General features: G+C 47.4%; 15 protein-coding genes and 2 riboswitches. Of the genes, 12 read left to right on the top strand and 3 right to left on the bottom strand.

The window, feature by feature from the left end:
- Positions 1 to 17 precede the first annotated feature (17 nt).
- The 11 genes from AB4Z30_RS06970 (at position 18) to ptsP (ending at position 13,690) form a co-directional block, all read left to right on the top strand.
- Positions 18 to 1,199, top strand: coding sequence for a galactokinase (locus AB4Z30_RS06970; RefSeq protein ID WP_441924653.1), 1,182 nt, complete (start codon positions 18 to 20; stop codon positions 1,197 to 1,199).
- Between the two features lies 1 nt (position 1,200).
- Positions 1,201 to 2,190, top strand: coding sequence for a UDP-glucose 4-epimerase GalE (gene galE, locus AB4Z30_RS06965; protein WP_090915498.1), 990 nt, complete (start codon positions 1,201 to 1,203; stop codon positions 2,188 to 2,190).
- A gap of 14 nt (positions 2,191 to 2,204) precedes the next feature.
- Complete coding sequence (locus tag AB4Z30_RS06960) at positions 2,205 to 3,803, top strand: UDP-glucose--hexose-1-phosphate uridylyltransferase (RefSeq protein WP_441924651.1); 1,599 nt, start codon at positions 2,205 to 2,207, stop codon at positions 3,801 to 3,803.
- Between the two features lie 138 nt (positions 3,804 to 3,941).
- On the top strand, positions 3,942 to 4,529 hold the full coding sequence (locus AB4Z30_RS06955; RefSeq protein WP_441924649.1) for an MSMEG_1061 family FMN-dependent PPOX-type flavoprotein: 588 nt from the start codon (positions 3,942 to 3,944) through the stop codon (positions 4,527 to 4,529).
- Between the two features lie 92 nt (positions 4,530 to 4,621).
- The gene (locus AB4Z30_RS06950; protein WP_441924647.1) at positions 4,622 to 5,785 is read left to right on the top strand and encodes an iron-containing alcohol dehydrogenase; all 1,164 of its coding nucleotides are present in this window, start codon (positions 4,622 to 4,624) and stop codon (positions 5,783 to 5,785) included.
- 307 nt (positions 5,786 to 6,092) lie between these two features.
- The gene (locus tag AB4Z30_RS06945; RefSeq protein WP_441924645.1) at positions 6,093 to 6,629 is read left to right on the top strand and encodes a protease; all 537 of its coding nucleotides are present in this window, start codon (positions 6,093 to 6,095) and stop codon (positions 6,627 to 6,629) included.
- Positions 6,630 to 6,711: 82 nt separating this feature from the next.
- A complete protein-coding gene (locus AB4Z30_RS06940; RefSeq protein WP_441924643.1) occupies positions 6,712 to 8,268 on the top strand; it encodes a flotillin family protein in 1,557 nt (518 codons plus the stop codon).
- A gap of 165 nt (positions 8,269 to 8,433) precedes the next feature.
- The gene (gene glcT, locus AB4Z30_RS06935; RefSeq protein ID WP_441924641.1) at positions 8,434 to 9,288 is read left to right on the top strand and encodes a glucose PTS transporter transcription antiterminator GlcT; all 855 of its coding nucleotides are present in this window, start codon (positions 8,434 to 8,436) and stop codon (positions 9,286 to 9,288) included.
- 289 nt (positions 9,289 to 9,577) lie between these two features.
- Positions 9,578 to 11,632, top strand: a complete 2,055-nt coding sequence (ptsG, locus tag AB4Z30_RS06930) for a glucose-specific PTS transporter subunit IIBC (protein ID WP_441924639.1) — start codon at positions 9,578 to 9,580, stop codon at positions 11,630 to 11,632.
- 77 nt (positions 11,633 to 11,709) lie between these two features.
- Complete coding sequence (locus AB4Z30_RS06925) at positions 11,710 to 11,985, top strand: HPr family phosphocarrier protein (RefSeq protein ID WP_036617010.1); 276 nt, start codon at positions 11,710 to 11,712, stop codon at positions 11,983 to 11,985.
- The gene (gene ptsP / locus AB4Z30_RS06920; protein ID WP_441924637.1) at positions 11,978 to 13,690 is read left to right on the top strand and encodes a phosphoenolpyruvate--protein phosphotransferase; all 1,713 of its coding nucleotides are present in this window, start codon (positions 11,978 to 11,980) and stop codon (positions 13,688 to 13,690) included. The genes AB4Z30_RS06925 and ptsP overlap by 8 nt, the downstream gene beginning before the upstream one ends.
- A 337-nt stretch (positions 13,691 to 14,027) precedes the next feature.
- On the opposite strand, the gene gcvPB is transcribed toward ptsP, so the two are convergent.
- From gcvPB to gcvT, 3 genes are all read right to left on the bottom strand, one after another.
- Positions 14,028 to 15,536: an aminomethyl-transferring glycine dehydrogenase subunit GcvPB gene (gene gcvPB / locus AB4Z30_RS06915; RefSeq protein ID WP_441924796.1), complete on the bottom strand. Its 1,509-nt coding sequence runs from the start codon at positions 15,534 to 15,536 to the stop codon at positions 14,028 to 14,030.
- An 86-nt stretch (positions 15,537 to 15,622) separates the two neighbouring features.
- Positions 15,623 to 16,978, bottom strand: a complete 1,356-nt coding sequence (gene gcvPA / locus AB4Z30_RS06910) for an aminomethyl-transferring glycine dehydrogenase subunit GcvPA (protein WP_441924635.1) — start codon at positions 16,976 to 16,978, stop codon at positions 15,623 to 15,625.
- The gene (gene gcvT / locus AB4Z30_RS06905; protein ID WP_441924633.1) at positions 16,975 to 18,117 is read right to left on the bottom strand and encodes a glycine cleavage system aminomethyltransferase GcvT; all 1,143 of its coding nucleotides are present in this window, start codon (positions 18,115 to 18,117) and stop codon (positions 16,975 to 16,977) included. Before gcvT ends, gcvPA begins: the two co-directional genes overlap by 4 nt.
- A gap of 244 nt (positions 18,118 to 18,361) precedes the next feature.
- Positions 18,362 to 18,462, bottom strand: a riboswitch (glycine riboswitch).
- Positions 18,463 to 18,465: 3 nt separating this feature from the next.
- Positions 18,466 to 18,588: riboswitch (glycine riboswitch) on the bottom strand.
- A gap of 346 nt (positions 18,589 to 18,934) precedes the next feature.
- Here gcvT and gcvH point away from each other — a divergent pair.
- On the top strand, positions 18,935 to 19,327 hold the full coding sequence (gcvH, locus tag AB4Z30_RS06900; protein ID WP_441924631.1) for a glycine cleavage system protein GcvH: 393 nt from the start codon (positions 18,935 to 18,937) through the stop codon (positions 19,325 to 19,327).
- The last annotated feature ends 300 nt before the right edge of the window (positions 19,328 to 19,627 follow it).

Below are 19,627 nucleotides of genomic sequence, written 5' to 3'. Positions count from 1 at the left end.
GGCGAGGTGCATCAGCTTTGAATGCAACTGATTTGCAACAAAAGTTTATTGAGAAGTACGGAGAAAGTGGAGCGGACATCCGTGTGTTCCATGCCCCTGGGCGTGTGAACCTGATCGGTGAACATATCGACTATAATGGTGGTTATGTGCTCCCGGCCGCGCTAGAGTTTGGTACAACGTTACTCATTCGTGAACGTACGGATAACCAATTACAGCTGGCTTCCACCAATATGGCTTACGAGGGAACTCTGGACATGACCTCCATTGGTCAGGAGAGAACGGGAGAGTGGACGGACTACCCGGTAGGTGTCATGGCACAACTGCAGGGGAAAGGTGTCCAAGTGACAAGGGGGTATGATTTCCTATACCATGGCGAGATTCCGAATGGCGCAGGACTTTCCTCATCAGCATCTCTGGAGGTTCTCACCGGGTATGCGCTTCAATCCATGGAAGGGGTACCCGACATTGACACCGTGCAGCTTGCGCTTTTGTCCCAGAAAGCAGAGAATGAGTTTGTTGGTGTCAACTGCGGTATCATGGATCAGTTTGCTGTAGCCAACGGGGCTAAGGATCATGCGATTCTCCTGATGTGTGATACGCTGGAGTACGAGAAGGTTCCTTTCCGTACAGGTGCTTACAAATTGATTATCGGGAACACAAATAAACGTCGTGGTTTGGTCGATTCGGCATACAATGAGCGGCGCTCCCAATGCGAGCAGGCACTTGCCATTTTGAAGGAACAGCTGCCTGCACTGAATTACCTGGCTCAATTGAAGCCGGAGCAGTTTGATACCTTACAGGATCAGATCAAGGATGAGAAAGTCAGACAACGTGCTCAGCACGTTGTGGAAGAAAACGCGCGTGTGCTCTCCTCAGTCGAGGCTTTGCGGAACGACGATCTGCATACGTTTGGACAATTGATGAATGCTTCGCATGAATCGCTGCGTGACTTGTATGAAGTTAGCTGTAGCGAACTGGATGTTATGGTGGAAGAAGCTCAGCGGATTCCAGGGACATTAGGGGCACGTATGACGGGTGCTGGTTTTGGCGGATGTACGGTGTCTCTGGTGCATGAGAAGGATGTTGAACGTTTTGTGAGTGAAGTCGGAGCAGCGTATGAAGCACGTACGGGTCTCAAAGGTGATTTCTATGTGTGTGGAGTAGGCGAAGGTGTTAACGAACTCAAGGAGGCGAAGTAAAATGGCAATTTTGGTAACAGGTGGAGCAGGATATATTGGTTCGCATACGGTGGCAGCATTGCTTGAACGTGGCGAAGAAGTCGTTGTACTGGATAACTTGCAAACAGGACATCGCGAGGCATTGCTGGGCGGTAAGTTGTATGAAGGTGATTTGCGTGACAAGGAAATCTTGACGAAGCTGTTTGCGGAAAATTCAATTGATGCCGTCATTCACTTTGCGGCGAATTCGCTGGTTGGCGAGAGCATGAAAGAACCTGCTAAATACTACGATAATAACGTATTTGGCACACTTTGCCTGCTGGAAGCGATGAATGCAGCGAATGTACGTCGAATCGTCTTCTCTTCTACAGCAGCAACCTACGGGGAGCCGGAGAAAGTGCCAATCGAAGAGAGTGACCGTACAGAACCTACGAATGTTTATGGTGAAACCAAATTGATGATGGAGCGCATGATGTCCTGGTTCGACAAAGTGCAAGATATCAAATACGTTTCCCTGCGTTACTTCAATGCAGCCGGTGCACACGAAAGTGGCAAAATCGGTGAAGATCATCAGCCGGAAAGTCACTTGATTCCGCTTGTATTGCAAACTGCACTGAAACAACGTTCGCATATCGCCGTATTTGGTGATGACTATGCAACAGAAGATGGCACATGTGTCCGTGACTATATCCACGTTAGCGATCTGGCTGATGCGCATCTGCGTGCAGTAGATTACCTGCGCAAAGGGGAGAACAGCAACGTGTTCAACCTGGGTAACGGCACTGGATTCTCCGTGAAACAAGTGATCGAAACAGCGAAAAAAGTGACAGGCTTGGATATCCCGGTTGTTCAGGAGCCACGTCGTGCAGGTGATCCGGCTGTGCTGGTGGCATCGTCTGCGAAAGCCAGATCTGTTCTGGGATGGAATCCGAAATGGACAAATCTCGAAGATGTGATTCAAAGCGCATGGAACTGGCATCAATCCCGTCCAGAAGGCTACGGAAAAAACTAGGAGGCGAACATCTTATGTCACAGACTCAACCTGGAGCAGAGGCCACAGAGCGTACACCCGAGCAGCAGGAAGCACTGCATGCCATTGAGCGTCTGGTTGCATTTGCCTTACAGAAAAAACTGATTGAGGAAGCGGACTATGATTATAGCCGCAACCTGCTGATGGAACAGTTCGGATTCTCGGAGCCATACGCCGGTGAACTTGATACATCAATCCCTGATAGTCCGCAGACCATGCTGGACACGTTAATTGATTATGGATATACCATTGGACTTATTCCTGAAAATAGCGACACGTTCCGTGACCTGCTGGATGCAAAAATTATGGGTCATCTGATGGCACGCCCATCAGAAATTGTGCGTGCTTTCCGCCATACGGAGCAGGCGGAAGGCATTGAGGCGGCAACATCGCAATTTTATGACTTGTCCATTAACTCGAACTACATCCGAATGGATCGCGTATCCAAGAATGTCTATTGGACACGGGATACCGCTTATGGCGAGATGGAGATCACGATCAACCTTTCGAAGCCGGAGAAAAGTCCGAAGGAAATCGCTATGGCGAAGCTGCTTCCCCCTCCGGTATATCCGAAATGTCAGCTGTGCCGTGAAAATGTAGGTTATGCTGGTCGTGTGAATCACCCGGCTCGCCAGAACCTGCGTGTCATTCCGCTACAGCTTAACAATGAGCCGTGGTTGTTCCAATACTCACCGTACGTGTATTACAATGAGCACTGCATTATTTTCCATCATGATCATGTGCCGATGAAACTGACGAAGGATACCTTGCGCAGACTGCTTGCTTTTGTTCAGGAATATCCACATTACTTTATCGGGTCTAACGCTGATCTTCCGATCGTGGGCGGTTCGATTCTGACCCATGACCACTTCCAGGGTGGACGTCATACGTTTGCCATTCAAAACGCACAGCCAGAGGCGGTCTTCCGTCACGCGGATGCACCAGGGCTGACACTTAGCCTTGTGAAATGGCCGATGTCCGTGATGCGTCTGCATTCACATGATCCTGCGGAATTGCTAGAAGCAGGTAACGCGGTCTACGAAGCATGGAAAGTCTACAGTGACTCCGCAGTAGAGATCGAAGCATTTAGTGAGATCGATGGGGAAAAGGTACCTCATAACACGGTAACACCGATTGTTCGCCGCAGTGCGGATGGTGGGTTTGAGATGGACCTCGTTTTACGTAACAACCGTACAAATGACGAGCACCCAGAAGGCATTTTCCACCCACACCGCGAGATGCATCATCTGAAAAAAGAAAACATCGGCTTGATCGAAGTCATGGGGCTGGCTATTTTACCGGGACGTCTTAAAGAAGAACTGGATGGTATTGCTGACATCTTGGCGGGAAATACAGAGCTTGCTGAAGCCGCCCAGGCAACAGATCATGAACTGAACAAACATTTACCGTGGACAGAAGAGTTGAAGCAGGAGCATGGCTCCAGCTTGACGAAGGAAGAAGCGGTTGCACTTGTACAACAGCAGGTTGGTTTGAAATTTTCTGAAATTCTTGAGCATGCAGGTGTGTACAAACATGATGAAGCAGGACGTCAGGCATTCCGCCGGTTCGTTAGCAGCATGGGGTATACCGAGTAAGAAGATCATTTGGCATCCGTTCAATAGCGAACGGGTGCTTTTTGGTATGGATTGAGGTGTATAATGGAGTAAGGAAACGATAGAAGAATAGAGTAGAACGAAGAACAATCCAATACATAGGAAAAAGGGGACATTCATATGGAAAAGCAGCCGCTTAATCTTTCATTTATTTCAGATGCCAAGGAACTTAAAAGCATGGTTGGAGAATCCAGCGAACGTGTCCGTAACAAAGTAATACCATTTGTCGATTCGCATGTTCAGAATTTTATCACGAAGTCACCGTTATTTTTCTTGTCCACTTCGGATCAGGGTGGGAAAAGTGATGTATCTCCGCGCGGGGATGAATCCGGATTCGTTCGTGTATTGGACTCGCATCGATTAGTTTACCCGGAACGCCCAGGAAATCGACGGATCGATTCCTTGTTGAACATCTTGTCAGATCCAGGGGTAGGTATGTTATTTGTAATCCCAGGTTTGAATGAAGTACTTCGTATTAATGGAACAGCTCGGATTACAAAGGATGAAGAATTTATCACAAGCATGAACTGGGAAGGTAAAACGATTGGAGCAGCCGTCATTGTTGAAGTCGAGGAATGTTTCATCCATTGTCCGCGGGCTTTCAATCAGGCAGGGCTGTGGGACGCCTCAACTTGGGCAAAATCGGAAGAATTGCCATCCGTCAATGAGCTTTTTCAGGCACATTTGAAGATTAACGGCTTGAACTAAAGTGAGCAGCTATCGATTTGTTTTTCTGTAAAAGGGGTACTATAATTGAGGTTGCACTAAAAATTAAACTCCCTTGGAGGCGATTATAGATCATGAGATCTTTTCAATTTTATAACCCAACTCGTCTAATCTTCGGTAAAGGCCAGCTCGAAGCGCTGAAAACCGAAGTGCCGAAATACGGCAAACGGGTTCTGCTTGTATATGGCGGTGGAAGCATCAAACGTAGCGGACTGTATGATCAAGTACTTGGTTTGCTCAAGGAAATCGGAGCAGAAGTAACGGAGCTCGCAGGTGTAGAGCCGAATCCGCGTCTTTCTACTGTTCACAAAGGGGTAGACCTTTGTAAAACGAATGATATTGAGCTCATCCTGGCTGTTGGTGGCGGTAGTGTGCTCGATTGTGCCAAAGCTATTGCCGTTGGAGCGAAATACGATGGGGATATGTGGGACTTTGCACAGCGTAAAGCTGTTGCACAAGACGCACTTCCACTCGGCACAGTGCTTACCATGGCAGCAACCGGTTCAGAGATGAACTCCGGTTCCGTAATCACAAACCAAGAAACACAAGAGAAACTGGGATGGGGCAGTGCGCATTCTTTCCCTGCATTCTCCATTCTTGATCCTGTAAATACATACACGGTACCGAAGGATCAAACGGTATACGGTATGGTGGACATGATGTCTCACGTATTGGAGCATTATTTCCATCTCGATCCGAATACACCTGTTCAACTCGGCTTCTGCGAGACGATTTTGCGTACAGTTATGGAAGCAGCTCCTCGTTTAGTGGATGACCTAGAGAACTACGAACTTCGTGAAACGATTCTGTATTGCGGAACGATGGCGCTTAACGGTGTGCTGAACATGGGACTTGCAGGAGACTGGGCAACGCACAATATCGAACATGCGGTATCAGCAGTTTATGATATCCCGCATGGAGGCGGCCTTGCAATTCTGTTCCCGCACTGGATGAGACATAACCTTGATGTGAAGGTAGATCGTTTCAAACGCCTTGCGATCAACGTGTTTGACGTGAACCCTGAAGGTAAATCCGACAGACAGATTGCCGAGGAGGGCATTGATGCGCTCAGCAAGTTCTGGACATCCATTGGTGCACCAAACCGTCTGGCTGACTATGATATTGATGACAGTCAGATCGAGGTTATGGCGGATAAAGCGATGCTGTTTGGGCCGTTCGGTAACTTCAAAAAGCTGCAGCGTGAAGATGTGGTATCCATTTACAAAGCCTCGCTATAGTTGAAATGAGAAGCTTGGCATGAAAGCTTAACATCCATTGGAAAATACGGACATAAACGCAAGTCTCCTTTTGGAGGCTTGCGTTTTTTATATTGGACTATTGTGAATACTTCTGTCATTCCGAACCTTGAGTTTGCATGGACAAGAGAAATGGAGCATTCCTGAATATTATATTGCTAATACCCATTAGCGGTTCCTCAAGACATCTAAGGAAAGATTTTGAAACATTTTGCCTGGATGTACGTATTTATTTACATGTGGAATGCACAGTTGGGAGAATTTGCAGCAGAGAGAGGAGGAAGAGGGGATGGAAGCAATCTATTGGGGATGTCTCATCGGAGGTGCTGTTTTTGCTATCGTTAGTCTGGTGCTGGGTGACTTGATTGACGGTTTGCTCGACGGTGCTTTCGAAATGCCTGGTGTTGATTTTTTTAAACCTGTTGTACTGGCGGGTTCCATCACTGCTTTTGGTGGAGCGGGCATATTACTGACGCGGTACAGCTCTCTTAGTGTGACGTCGAATCTGATCTTATCCCTGTTGATCGGTATTGCTGCAGCCATGCTGGTATTCTTTGCATATATCAAGCCGATGCGTAACAGCGATGTTTCTATTGGTTTTTCTATGAAAGAATTATCCGGAAAAATCGGAGAAATCACCATTCCGGTGCCGGAACAAGGGTTTGGTGAAGTGATGATCCGTTTCGCTTCCGGTAGTACAACTCAAACGGCGTCCAGTTTTGAACAGCTCCCCATAGCGGCGGGAGCGCGAGTGGTCGTCATCGATGTGGTGGATGGCGTATTACGCGTATCGGAGTGGGAAGAAAACGTACTTAATGAAGTCTAATGTCACAACAGAAATGTAAAGGTTGAAGAGCCTTGACGGTGGAAGAGGTTCAAATACTTACGAGATAAGGGGAGAGATGTGAATGATTGAAAATTTGGATTGGGATGTATTGTTGATTCCTGTAATTGTGGTGGGAGTTATTCTGATATTGGGTTTGGCTTTCTGGGCCAGATATAAGACGGTTGGGCCAGATGAAGCCATGATCGTGACAGGTTCGTTTCTTGGAAATAAAAATATATCGGATGACGACTCAGGTCGTAAAATTAAAATTGTTCGTGGCGGCGGTGCATTTATCCTGCCGGTGTTCCAGCAATCCGAGTTTATCTCATTGTTATCCCACAAGCTGGATGTCTCCACTCCTGAGGTATACACGGAACAAGGTGTTCCGGTAATTGCTGATGGTGTAGCCATTATCAAGGTCGGGGGTGCTGTTGAGGACGTTGCTACGGCAGCCGAGCAATTCATCGGGAAACCTGTAGAAGCGCTGAGAAGCGAAGCACAGGAGGTGCTAGAGGGGCATTTGCGGGCCATCCTCGGTACAATGACGGTGGAAGAAGTGTATCGGAACCGGGATCGATTTGCGCAAGAGGTTCAAGGCGTAGCAGCTAGAGATTTGAAAAAAATGGGACTGCAGATTGTCTCTTTCACGATCAAAGATGTCCGTGACAAGCAGGGCTACCTTGATGCATTAGGTAAACCAAGAATTGCAGCCGTGAAGCGGGATGCCGAGATTGCTGAAGCGGAAGCGATGCGGGATGCACGTATTCAGAAGGCAAACGCGGAAGAACAGGGTCAAAAAGCGGAGTTGCTGCGTGATACCAATATCGCCGAGGCTGCCAAAGAGAAAGAACTGAAAGTGGCGACATTTAAGCGGGATCAGGATACTGCAAAAGCGGAAGCCGATCAGGCCTATCACATTCATGAAGCTCGTGCTAGACAGACCGTAGTGGAAGAAGAAATGAAAGTTGAACTCGTACGTAAAGAACGGGAGATTGACTTGCAAGCAAAAGAAATTATCGTACGCGAGAAGCAGTATGATGCGGAAGTGAAGAAAAAGGCCGAAGCAGATCGTTATGCAGTCGAGCAGGCAGCGGAGGCTGACAAAGCGAAAAGAATGCGTGAAGCCGATGCAGTACAGTATTCCATTGAAACACATGCCAAGGCTACAGCTGAACAAAAGCGTCTGGAAGGTCAGGCTATGGCGGACGCGGAACTTGCCAAAGGTACAGCAGATTCAGAAGTTATTCGTTTACGTGGTCTTGCAGAAGCTGAAGCGAAAGAAAAACTGGCAGAAGCATTCCAGAAATTTGGTGAAGCAGCAGTACTCGATATCATCGTCAAAATGTTGCCTGAACTTGCTGGTAAAATTGCTGAGCCAATCTCGGCTATTGATAAGTTGACGGTAGTAGATACAGGTAAAGGCGAGGGGGCTACACGTGTCAGCAACTACGTTACGGAACTGATGGCTACTGCACCTGAGATGTTGAAAAGCGTGTCAGGTATCGACGTGGAGCAGCTGATCAAAGGGCTGACCAAACCGAAAACAGCTACACCAGTGGCTGTGCCATCGAGTGAAGCTGTAAAAGAGACGTCACCTATTATCGAGAGCTTTGTGGAGCGTAGCGATAGTAAAGAGTAAGAAATGGTAGCGTAATTACATGGCTGGTCTATTGACCTTAAGGCGAATTTTTGTTACTTTTTAAGCGAGACGTCCGGCGCGGTTTGCCCGCTCCGGATGTTTTTTTGATTTAGTTTGAAGATGTGTCAGACACATCCAAGATGGTGTGAAAAAAGAGGTGCAAAAATGAGCAGCCTGCATGTAGCTAAAGCGCTAAATAATAATGTAATTATTGCACAGCATCCTGAGCATGGCGAGGTTGTTGTCATCGGCAAGGGGATCGGCTTTAATCGGAAGCCGAGTGATGGCATCCCGCTGACCGCTGTGGAGAAGATGTTTATTTTGAAGAACCAGCAGGAACAGGAGCAGTACAAACAGCTTCTTCCGCAGGTAGATGAAGCTTTGATCGAGATTATTAATGAAGTCATCACGTATATCGCCGAGCGTACAGACGTTCAGCTTAATGAACATATTCATATTGCCTTAACAGATCATATCTCATTTGCGCTAAAACGCAAAGAACAGGGGATTGTCATTCAAAACCCGTTTTTATATGAAACAAGGGAGATTTACCCGGAAGAATACCGGATGGGTGAATATGCAGTTCGTCTAATTAAGGAAAAAATGGGTGTGGACCTGGGGCAGGATGAGATTGGTTTTGTGGCTCTGCATATCTACAGCGCGATGACGAATCAGAACATTTCCCAAGTGCGAGAGCATTCTCAATTAATTACGGATTTGGTAAACCTGGTTGCAGACCAACTGGACTATTCTTTTGAAACACAGTCACTGGACTATTCCCGTCTGTTAACTCATCTTCGGTTTGCTTTGGAGCGCATACGCCGTGGAGACAAAGTGGAAGAGCTGCACAAGCTCGATTCTTTGCTCAAATTGGAATATCCCGAAATGTACTCGCTTGCATGGAAGCTGACCAAAGTGATGGAAAAACGCTTGAAATTGCCTGTGTATCCGGCAGAAGTTGGTTATCTAACGATACATCTGCAACGACTGAATCAGCGGAAAGAAGAAGAGAATAAGTGAAATCATGTCAGAAATTTTAACAAAATTACGTTTTTCTCTGTAAAGGCTTGCAATGCGTTTGAAGTGGTGCTACAATGGTGACCGTAATCAAGCAACTGAATAAACATAAGCGACGTGTTACTGACTCGATCAGGCATGAGTTAATTAGAGTGTGATTGTTCTACCTTATTAAGGGTATGCTATACCCTAAGGTTGGCACAGCTCACTTTTATTAGTTCATGCCTTTTTTGTGTTCCCTTGCTTGCATCACGACATACACATTTGAAATTGAAAGGAAGAATACAACGCCATGTTTAAGAAGCTTTTTGGTGTATTGCAAAGAGTAGGTAAAGCTCTCATGTTGCCTGTAGCGATTCTTCCAGCCGCAGGTTTGCTGCTCGGAATCGGTAACATGTTGGTGAATCCAGATTTCTTGCAATATGCGACTGCGCTTGATACCCCTTGGGTAAACTCGATTGCAACTATTATGATGAATGCAGGTCAGATCGTATTTGACAATCTGGCATTGTTATTTGCTGTAGGGGTGGCAGTTGGACTTGCTGGTGGTGAAGGTGTTGCAGGACTTGCAGCGATCATCGGTTACCTAGTTATGAATGTGACTTTAGGTTCTGCGGTAGGTGTTACGCCTGCTATGATCGGCAAAGTACCTGGGTATGCAAGTGTCCTGGGTATTCCTACATTAAGCACAGGGGTGTTTGGGGGTATCATTATTGGTATCGCCGCAGCACTGTGTTACAATCGGTTCTTCAAAATTGAACTACCATCTTACCTTGGATTCTTCGCAGGTAAACGTTTTGTTCCTATTGTCACTTCAGTAGTTTCCCTGCTGTTAGGGTTGCTGCTCGTGGTCATCTGGCCACCAATCCAGAACGGATTAAATGCTATTTCTCACTTCATGGTAGATACCAGCCCGACCTTGTCGGCCTTTATCTTCGGTGTTGTAGAACGGTCACTGATTCCGTTTGGTCTGCATCACATTTTCTACTCCCCATTCTGGTTTGAATTCGGTGAGTATGTGAACAAAGCGGGTGAAGTGATCCGCGGAGACCAAAAAATCTTCTTCAGTCAGTTGCGTGATGGTGTAGCGTTGACTGCGGGAACGTTCCAAGTGGGTAAATTCCCATTCATGATGTTCGGTTTGCCAGCAGCCGCACTTGCGATGTACCATGAAGCAAGACCTGAGCATAAAAAATATGTTGCGGGTATCATGGGTTCAGCTGCACTGACATCATTCCTGACAGGGATCACAGAACCACTTGAGTTCTCTTTCCTGTTCGTAGCACCGATTTTGTTTGCGGTACACTGTATCTTTGCTGGTCTGTCTTTCATGACGATGCAATTGCTTGATGTCAAAATCGGGATGACCTTCTCAGGCGGTTTCATTGACTTCCTGATCTTTGGTATCATTCCAAACCGTACACCATGGTGGGACGTTATTATCGTCGGTTTGATTCTTGCTGTGATCTATTACTTCGGATTCCGATTGATCATTCGCAAGTTCAATCTCAAAACACCTGGACGTGAGGAAGCATCTGCGGAAACAGCATCCGGCGGTTCTTCAGGTTCCACGGACGATCTGCCTCACAATATTCTTGAAGCCTTTGGCGGTAAGGAAAACATTAAACATCTGGATGCATGTATTACTCGTTTGCGGATTGAAGTGAATGAGAAATCAAATGTACAAAAAGATCGTTTGAAACAATTAGGTGCATCTGGTGTGCTTGAAGTGGGTAATAATGTTCAAGCCATCTTCGGAACACGTTCCGATACGATTAAGTCCCAAATGCAAGATATCATTGCAGGGCGTACACCTGCGCCGACTCCAGCTGCTGATGTTAAACCTACTCCTGAAGAGGAGAAAGCACAGGGAGAACAAGGTGAACGCATTGTAGCAGAGGATATCGTGATGCCAGTCAATGGTGAGCTGATGGATATTACGAATGTACCTGATCCGGTCTTTGCTGAAAAAATGACAGGTGACGGGTTCGCCATTTTGCCACATGACGGAACGATTACTTCTCCTGTGTATGGTAAAGTATTTAATGTATTTCCAAGCAAACATGCCGTGGGCATTATGTCTGACGGTGGTAAGGAAGTGCTTGTTCATATAGGTGTGAATACGGTGAAACTGAAAGGTCAAGGTTTCAACGTACTGGTTCAGGAAGGGGACCTGGTATCAGCAGGTCAACCGATTATGGAAGTGGACCTGGAGTATGTGAAAGCCAACGCTCCATCGATCATTTCTCCTGTCATCTTCACCAACCTGCCAGAAGGCTCCACCGTCACTTTGAAAAAGAGTGGCGTGCTCAAAATTGGCGATCAGCCGATCATTGAGATAAAATAAGAACTGTTCCAACGATGGCAAGCAAGTGTAAATATATGCAATGCCTAAACTAAACTACTGAAAGCGAGATGATTGTAATGCAACAAACATTCAGAATTACAGACGAAGATGGTATCCACGCACGTCCGGCAACTGCCCTGGTTAATACAGCAAACAAATTCAAAGGTGCTGAATCCTTCGCAGAAGCTAACGGCAAAAAAGTAACATTGAAATCCATTCTGGGCGTTCTTTCCCTCGGTCTGGAGCAAGGTGACACCATCAGCATTATCGTTGAAGGTGAAGGCGAAGCTGAAGCACTTCAAGCTTTGACAGATGTTATGGTGAACGAAGGGTTGGGCGAAATTAATGCTTAATGTTTCCGGGATCGCGGCTTCGGCGGGTATTGCTATCGCCAAGGCGTTTATCTTGGAGCATCCTGACTACTCTGTAGAAAAACGCCAGATTAACGACGTTGACGCAGAGATCGCTAAACTTGACTCAGCGCTGGGTAAATCCCGCGCTGAGCTTGAGGCGATCAAAGAGCGTACTTTACAAGAGCTTGGCGAGAAGAAAGCGGAGATTTTTGCATCACATTTGCTTATCCTAGATGACCCGGAACTGATTGATCCGGTGAAAGCGAAGATTGCTGATGACATGATCAATGCAGAATTCGCATTGAATGAAACAGCTTCCCAGTTCATCTCGATGTTCGAAAACATGAAGAGTGCATACCTGCAAGAGCGTGCTGCGGATATGCGTGACGTTACGAAGCGTGTGCTAAATCACTTGCTTGGCATCGACTTCATGAGCCCGGCTGAAATCAGTGAAGAAGTGATTGTGCTTGCAGAGGATTTAACACCTTCTGACACAGCCCAATTGAACCGCCAATATGTTAAAGGTTTCGCGACCAACATTGGTGGACGTACTTCTCACTCGGCCATCATGGCTCGTTCCCTTGAGATTCCGGCTGTTGTTGGAACGAAAGACATCCTGGCTCAAGCGAAACAAGGAGACCTGATCATTGTTGATGGTCTGGATGGTCAAGTCCTGGTTAACCCTACGGACGACGTCGTTGCTGAATACCGTGCCAAACAGGAACAGTATGATGCACAGCGTGCGGAGTGGAGAAAACTGCGTGACGAACCAACCGTAACGGTGGACAACGTTCATGTGGAACTGGCTGCAAACATCGGTACACCGAATGATGTAACAGGTGTATTGGAGAATGGCGGCGAAGCGGTAGGTTTGTACCGTACCGAGTTCTTGTATATGGGCAGAGACAAGCTTCCTTCCGAGGATATTCAGTACAATGCTTACAAAGCGGTACTTGAAAAAATGGAAGGCAAACCTGTCGTAGTTCGTACACTCGACATTGGCGGAGACAAAGAGCTTCCTTATCTGGATCTGCCAAAAGAAATGAATCCATTCCTCGGCTTCCGCGCAGTTCGTCTGTGCTTGGACCGTCTGGATATCTTCCGTACCCAATTGCGTGCGTTGCTGCGTGCAAGTGTACACGGAAACTTGCGTGTCATGTTCCCAATGATCGCAACACTGGGTGAATTCCGTGAAGCCAAAGCTGTCCTGCTCGAAGAGAAGGACAAGCTGGTTGCTGAAGGTATCGCTGTTTCTGACAGCATTCAACTCGGTATCATGGTCGAAATTCCATCAACAGCTGTAATGGCGGATCAATTCGCCAAAGAAGTGGACTTCTTCAGTATCGGTACCAACGATCTGATTCAGTACACGATGGCTGCTGACCGGATGAACGAGCGTGTATCTTATCTGTACCAACCATATAACCCAGCCATTTTGCGTTTGGTCAAAATGGTTATCGATGCAGCGCATCGTGAAGGTAAATGGGCTGGCATGTGCGGTGAGATGGCAGGAGACGAAACAGCAATTCCATTGCTGCTTGGTCTTGGACTGGATGAGTTCAGCATGAGTGCAACTTCCATTCTGCCAGCGCGTAGCCAAATCACCAAATTGTCCCGTGCGGACATGCAGGAACTGGCTGCCAAAGCTTTGGAAATGCAAACCGCTGAACAAGTCGTTGAACTCGTTCAAAGCATTCAAGCGTAATTTTGCCGGAGCTTCCTCCGGATTTGAGGTCTTTCTTTTTCCGATAAAGGCTGCATTGATGCAGCAATATTGCCGGTGTCCACGATCCAGTGGGGGCCGGCTTTTTTTGTTGACGTGCGAAACAATGGCTGGTGTTACAAATGTTATAGAAAGATAAAGAAAATCCCCTTGTGAGAATGAGAGAATGCCTCATCATACATAAGGGGATTACATAGATAGCTTGCGCTTATCATCGGATTATTCTTATGAACAAGGAGATCCAGAAATCGGGGGATGACAGTCATTGTAAGGAAGGGTTGTCATCGAAGCAGAATGTGTAAAAAATAGTTTAACTTATTTAGCTGCAAGCACAGTTTAATACAGGTTTGCGTGCTGCGGTCGTTTCATCGAGACGAGTTACCGGCGTGCCGTACGGAGCATTAAGCACCAATTCCGGTGTTTCTTCTGCTTCTTTGGCAATACGGATCATTGTATCAATAAATCCGTCGAGCGTTTCTTTGCTCTCGGTTTCCGTTGGCTCAATCATAATGCACTCCTCAACATTAAGAGGGAAGTAGATGGTTGGTGGGTGATAGCCAAAGTCCAGCAGGCGTTTGGCTACATCCAGTGTACGCACACCGTATTGTTTCAGACCCCGTCCTGACATGACAAATTCATGTTTGCATACACCCGGATACGGAATTTCGTAATGAGGTGCCAGACGAGCCATCATATAATTGGCATTCAACACAGCGCATTCGGATACACGGCGCAGACCCTCCGGTCCATAGGTACGAATGTAAGCATAGGCACGAACCAGGATGCCGAAGTTGCCATAATAAGCTTTGACCCGGCCAATCGATTGAGCTCCTTCGTAATCCAGATTGTATGCGCCCTGATCATTTTGAACAACCATCGGTTTAGGTAAGAACGGAATCAGGCGGCTTTTGACACCGACAGGTCCAGCACCAGGGCCACCACCACCGTGAGGCGTGCTCATCGTTTTATGCAAGTTCAGATGTACCACATCAAAGCCCATATCGCCGGGACGTGTGATGCCCATAATGGCATTGGAGTTAGCACCGTCATAATACAACAGTCCGCCAGCATCGTGCACGATGGAAGCAATCTCTTGAATATCCTTTTCAAACAAACCGAGCGTGTTTGGATTGGTCAGCATGAGCGCTGCGGTATCTGAACCGACTGCAGCACGCAGTGCATCCAGATCGACCAGACCGTCGGCGCGGGACGGAATGGTGACCGTTTCGAATCCGGCTACGGTTGCGCTGGCCGGGTTCGTGCCATGAGAGGAATCGGGCACGATGACTTTGGTACGCAGTTCACCACGGCTTTCGTGATAAGCCCGGATCATCATGAGTCCAGTCCATTCTCCATGTGCGCCAGCAGCAGGTTGCAGGGTGACGGCATCCATACCTGTCAGACCTGCAAGATCATTTTGCAAGGTGTGGAGTAATTCGAGAGCGCCTTGCAGGCTTGATTCATGCTGGTATGGATGGATTTTAGCAAAACCGTTGTAACGTGCTACATCTTCATTGATCTTCGGATTGTATTTCATCGTACAGGAACCGAGTGGATAAAAGCCGTTATCTACCCCGAAGTTGCGGCGGGATAATGCCGTATAGTGACGAATAACATCAACCTCGAATACTTCCGGCAACGCTGCCGCTTCCGAGCGCAGCATTTCCCGGGGAATCAACGCGTCAGCATCCTGACGGGGAACATCACATTCCGGCAAGGAATAGGCCACACGCCCAGGACTGCTCAATTCGAAAATCAGACTTTGTTCTGGAGCCGCGGACGGTGCGACTTGCGGACTGGTTGAGGTTCCTTGGGCTTGTGAGTCCATTCCAGTCTGCTGATTGACTGACTGATGTAGGTTAGATGTTTCCGGTGAAGTACCCGCAATGTTTGCTTTTGTAGTCATTTCCTGAGTCACAGCGATCCCTCCAATACACGTGCGAATTCATCGATCTCTTCTTTGCTGCGTCGCTCAGTAACAGCAATGAGCATATGTCCAGCAAGTTCCGAATAATCACGTCCGAGTTCGTAACCGCCGATGAAGCCTGCATCCAGCAGCTTCAGCTGAAGAGCATCCACATCGGTTCCTTCAGGGAGGTGGATGACGAACTCGTTAAACGTAGGGGCGGTAAAAGTGAGGCTCACTCCGGGAATAGCTGTTAACATATTTCGTGCATAGTGACTCTTCTGCAAATTCAGATCAGCAACATCAATCATGCCTTGTCTTCCCAGGGTAGACATATAGACGGAAGCACTAAGTGCTAATAATGCCTGATTTGAACAGATGTTGGACGTCGCTTTTTCGCGGCGAATGTGTTGCTCGCGGGCTTGCAGCGTCAGCACGAAGCCACGTTTGCCGTTGCGATCGGTCGTCTGGCCGACGATTCGACCAGGAATTCGGCGCATGTGAGCCTGAGATACTGCGAAGTATCCGCAAGTGGGTCCGCCGAGCGAAGCGGCGATTCCGAGGGGCTGTGCATCGCCTACAACGATGTCGGCTCCCAGCTTGCCTGGGGCTTCCAGCAAACCCAGCGACAGCGGGTTGGCACTCACCACGAGCAGTCCTTTGTGCGTGTGCACAAGGTCGGCGGCATGCTTTACATTTTCCACGGCACCGAAGAAGTTCGGGCTTTGAATCATAACCGCCGCAGTATCGTCCGAAATGGCCGCTTGCAGCGCATCCCAATCGGTAACCCCATCTTTATAACCAATCTCTACAATCTCAAGACTTAAGCCGTGTGCATACGTCTGCAGTACTTGGCGGGCTTCCGGGTGGACGGTGCGAGATACAATAAGCTGTTTGCGACGGGTAGCAGCGGCGGCAAGATTGCCTGCTTCTGCAAAAGCTGTTGCACCGTCATACATACTCGCATTGGCTACCGCCATACCTGTCAACTCGCAAATATACGACTGAAATTCAAAGATGGCTTGTAATTCTCCTTGGCTGATCTCAGGCTGATAAGGGGTGTAGGCGGTGTAAAACTCCGAACGGGAAATGACATGGTTTATGACAGAAGGGATGTGATGGTCATAGATGCCTGCGCCAAGGAAACTGGCATGTGTCTCAAAGTTGGCATTGGAGCCAGCCTGTTTAGACATATGGCGTGTTAATGCGTATTCGTCCAGCTTGGAGGAGACAGGCAGCTCGCCCTGATAACGAATCTCCTTCGGGATATCTTTGAATAAATCTTCAAGCGTATCCACGCCGATCGTGGTCAGCATTGCGCTCTGGTCTTGTTCTGTCATGGGGATGTAGCGGTGCTTGCTCATGCTTGCTCAGCTCCTTGGATAGGTGTCTTTAACGTACGTGTCCGTTTATGAAAAGGAGTCTTGACGACCTCGGCTTTTAGCTTTTTGCCACGAATCTCGATCTCCAGCGGAGTGCCTATTGCAGCATGCTTACTGTCAATTAGGGCGAGGCCTAGATTGCGCTTCAAGGTTGGGGACTGTGTACCTGTTGTCACTTCACCAATCTGAACGCCGTCCGCATATATCGGGTAATGTGGCCGCGGAATGCCGCGCTCCAGCACTTCGATGCCAATCAGCTTGCGGGCAGGGCCGTCATTTTTTTGCTGTAATAAAGCTTCGTGTCCGATAAAAGGCCCGGCGTTCAGTTTCACGAACATGCCAAGCCCAGCCTCCAGTGGAGAGATAGTGGGTGACAGCTCCTGACCGTACAAAGGCAACTTCGCTTCGAATCGCAGCGTATCACGCGCACCAAGCCCTGCTGGAACGAGGCCTACATCAGCACCGGCTTCCATCAGTCCGTTCCATACGAGAGCTGCCTGATCTGCTGCAACATATAGTTCAAAGCCATCTTCTCCGGTGTAACCGGTTCGTGATAGCAGCAGCTTTACTCCGCATACCTCGGCATGCTGTACGAAGCGGAACGGTTCGATGGAGCTTGCATCCACCTCTGAACCTGTAGCCTTCGAGAGAATATCGACCGCTAAAGGGCCTTGAAGCGCCAGCAACGCTGTTTGCTCGGAATCATTGGTCATGTTCACGCCAGGTATAATGTGCTCTTGCAACCATGCCCAGTCTTTGTCGATATTGGAGGCATTGACGACCAACATGTAGTGTTGCTCCGCCAGTTTGTAGATCAGCAGATCATCTACTACACCACCATCGGGATAACACATCAGCGTGTATTGTGCCTGACCTGGTACAGTTGCGGTCACATCGTTGGTCGTCATGGTTTGTAAAAAGGCTTCCGCCTGTTCACCCGTTACGGTGAATTCGCCCATATGGGATACATCGAACAGCCCGGCGCGCTCGCGCACGGCTCCATGCTCTTTTTGAATACCGCTAAACTGCACGGGCAACTCCCAACCGCCAAAATCAATGCAACGCACACCTTCATATTGTGCATATAGGGGGAAGAGTGGTGTTCTTAACAAATCGGACATCCAATCACCTCGTCATGGGCCTTTAGCGGGCCGAGTATAGAAAAGAGAATCTGTTAACCGGGTTTCAATTCAATTCCGTCATGTAACAATTAAAGTAACAAGTAAAGTCATAAGTATTTGATTAGTCGTTTATAAAGGCACGTTGCTAGGTAGACGATTCTAAATCCTGCAATTCATTTTTTGGGAAAAAGGAAAAGGACAGGCCAAAGAACCGGCATGCCAAGTAGCACGCTGTATTCTTAGGCTCTGTCCCTTGTACCTGAGAGTTACCCCGCCGTTTATGCAGACAGGTTTCCCCTTGGGTGATCATAACATCCGTATAGGACGATTAGATGCTCTCCAGAGTTGCGTCCTGTAAAAGTCCTTTTGCCTGAGAGATTCACCCCCGCTTGTCGGTGGTTTACTCCTTCGGCGCCGCCTCATGCACATCCCCAAACCGGGTGTACGGGCAATCTCTCCCTTTACATTCATCCGCGGTTCATACGTAGTCCAATTAACTTCAGTTGCTCTTCTCATTAAAACGTGAATCTTACGGTGATGTCAAGAACAATATCATTAAAATTTTGTAAAATACGAATGTTTAATGTTATATTTTCATTAATGTTCGTTTATTTTAAAAGATTGCGCTTACTATTCTAATATTCACCATTATATGCAGAAAGAGTAGTGTGAGGTTACACACGGTGAGGTGTCGAAATTGAAATAAACTGTGAGCTAACTTGACATTTGAATCTGAAATATCATACGCTATTGTTTGGGAAAAAGGTGAAGGTCAAAGAACGCATGCACTCATTAATGAAAAGCGAGGCGGATATCGATGAGCGAATTGAGAAATGATTTCCTGTACAGTAAAGAGCACGAATGGGTGCAAACCGTAGGGGAGGATACCGTACGTATTGGCATTACCGAGTTCGCACAGCATCAGCTGGGTGACATTGTGTTTGTAGAATTGCCTGATCTTGAAGCGGGTGTAAAGGCAGAAGACAGCATCGGTACGATTGAATCCGTCAAAACGGTGTCAGATCTGTTCTCACCCGTCAGCGGCACCATTGTTGCAGTGAATGAAGCTTTGCAGGACTCGCCAGAACTGGTGAATAGCTCTCCTTATGAAGAAGGCTGGATGATCGAAATCCGTGTCGATGGAGATGTAAAAGCTGCATTATCCACATTGCTGAATGCGGATGCTTATCTTAAACATACTGAGGAATAGAATTCGATTGGATCGTCGAGTTGATTTGTACTTATTGACATATATATAATCTCATTTGAATATAAAAATCCTGTTCTTTAAACCTGCGTGAGCTATGGAGCTTGCGCAGGTTTTTTGCTGTTTTTTTACGCATATTGGAGGGGATTGAATAGGAGTGACATAGCATCATGCATAAAAAAATTGCAAACGGACCAAGCTATTTTATTACTTTGCATGTTGTATATGAATAAAGTCATAGGCAAGAAAATCCTTGTGTATCAACGGGTTGAGCATATATTCCTAATTAAAATCGACTACATA

This window comes from Paenibacillus sp. 2TAF8 (genome assembly GCF_052114825.1).
Taxonomy (GTDB): Bacteria; Bacillota; Bacilli; order Paenibacillales; family Paenibacillaceae; genus Paenibacillus.
Note: the sequence above shows the minus strand (reverse complement) of the source record. Positions and strands in the feature narration are given on the sequence as shown.

Excerpts from the sequence above, each read along its gene's own strand:
- galE (WP_090915498.1), top strand. The coding sequence starts at position 1,201 with ATGGCAATTTTGGTAACAGGTGGAGCAGGATATATTGGTTCGCATACG.
- AB4Z30_RS06960 (WP_441924651.1), top strand. The coding sequence starts at position 2,205 with ATGTCACAGACTCAACCTGGAGCAGAGGCCACAGAGCGTACACCCGAG.
- AB4Z30_RS06955 (WP_441924649.1), top strand. The coding sequence starts at position 3,942 with ATGGAAAAGCAGCCGCTTAATCTTTCATTTATTTCAGATGCCAAGGAA.
- AB4Z30_RS06950 (WP_441924647.1), top strand. The coding sequence starts at position 4,622 with ATGAGATCTTTTCAATTTTATAACCCAACTCGTCTAATCTTCGGTAAA.
- AB4Z30_RS06945 (WP_441924645.1), top strand. The coding sequence starts at position 6,093 with ATGGAAGCAATCTATTGGGGATGTCTCATCGGAGGTGCTGTTTTTGCT.
- AB4Z30_RS06940 (WP_441924643.1), top strand. The coding sequence starts at position 6,712 with ATGATTGAAAATTTGGATTGGGATGTATTGTTGATTCCTGTAATTGTG.
- glcT (WP_441924641.1), top strand. The coding sequence starts at position 8,434 with ATGAGCAGCCTGCATGTAGCTAAAGCGCTAAATAATAATGTAATTATT.
- ptsG (WP_441924639.1), top strand. The coding sequence starts at position 9,578 with ATGTTTAAGAAGCTTTTTGGTGTATTGCAAAGAGTAGGTAAAGCTCTC.
- AB4Z30_RS06925 (WP_036617010.1), top strand. The coding sequence starts at position 11,710 with ATGCAACAAACATTCAGAATTACAGACGAAGATGGTATCCACGCACGT.
- ptsP (WP_441924637.1), top strand. The coding sequence starts at position 11,978 with ATGCTTAATGTTTCCGGGATCGCGGCTTCGGCGGGTATTGCTATCGCC.
- gcvPB (WP_441924796.1), bottom strand. The coding sequence starts at position 15,536 with ATGGACTCACAAGCCCAAGGAACCTCAACCAGTCCGCAAGTCGCACCG.
- gcvPA (WP_441924635.1), bottom strand. The coding sequence starts at position 16,978 with ATGAGCAAGCACCGCTACATCCCCATGACAGAACAAGACCAGAGCGCA.
- gcvT (WP_441924633.1), bottom strand. The coding sequence starts at position 18,117 with ATGTCCGATTTGTTAAGAACACCACTCTTCCCCCTATATGCACAATAT.
- gcvH (WP_441924631.1), top strand. The coding sequence starts at position 18,935 with ATGAGCGAATTGAGAAATGATTTCCTGTACAGTAAAGAGCACGAATGG.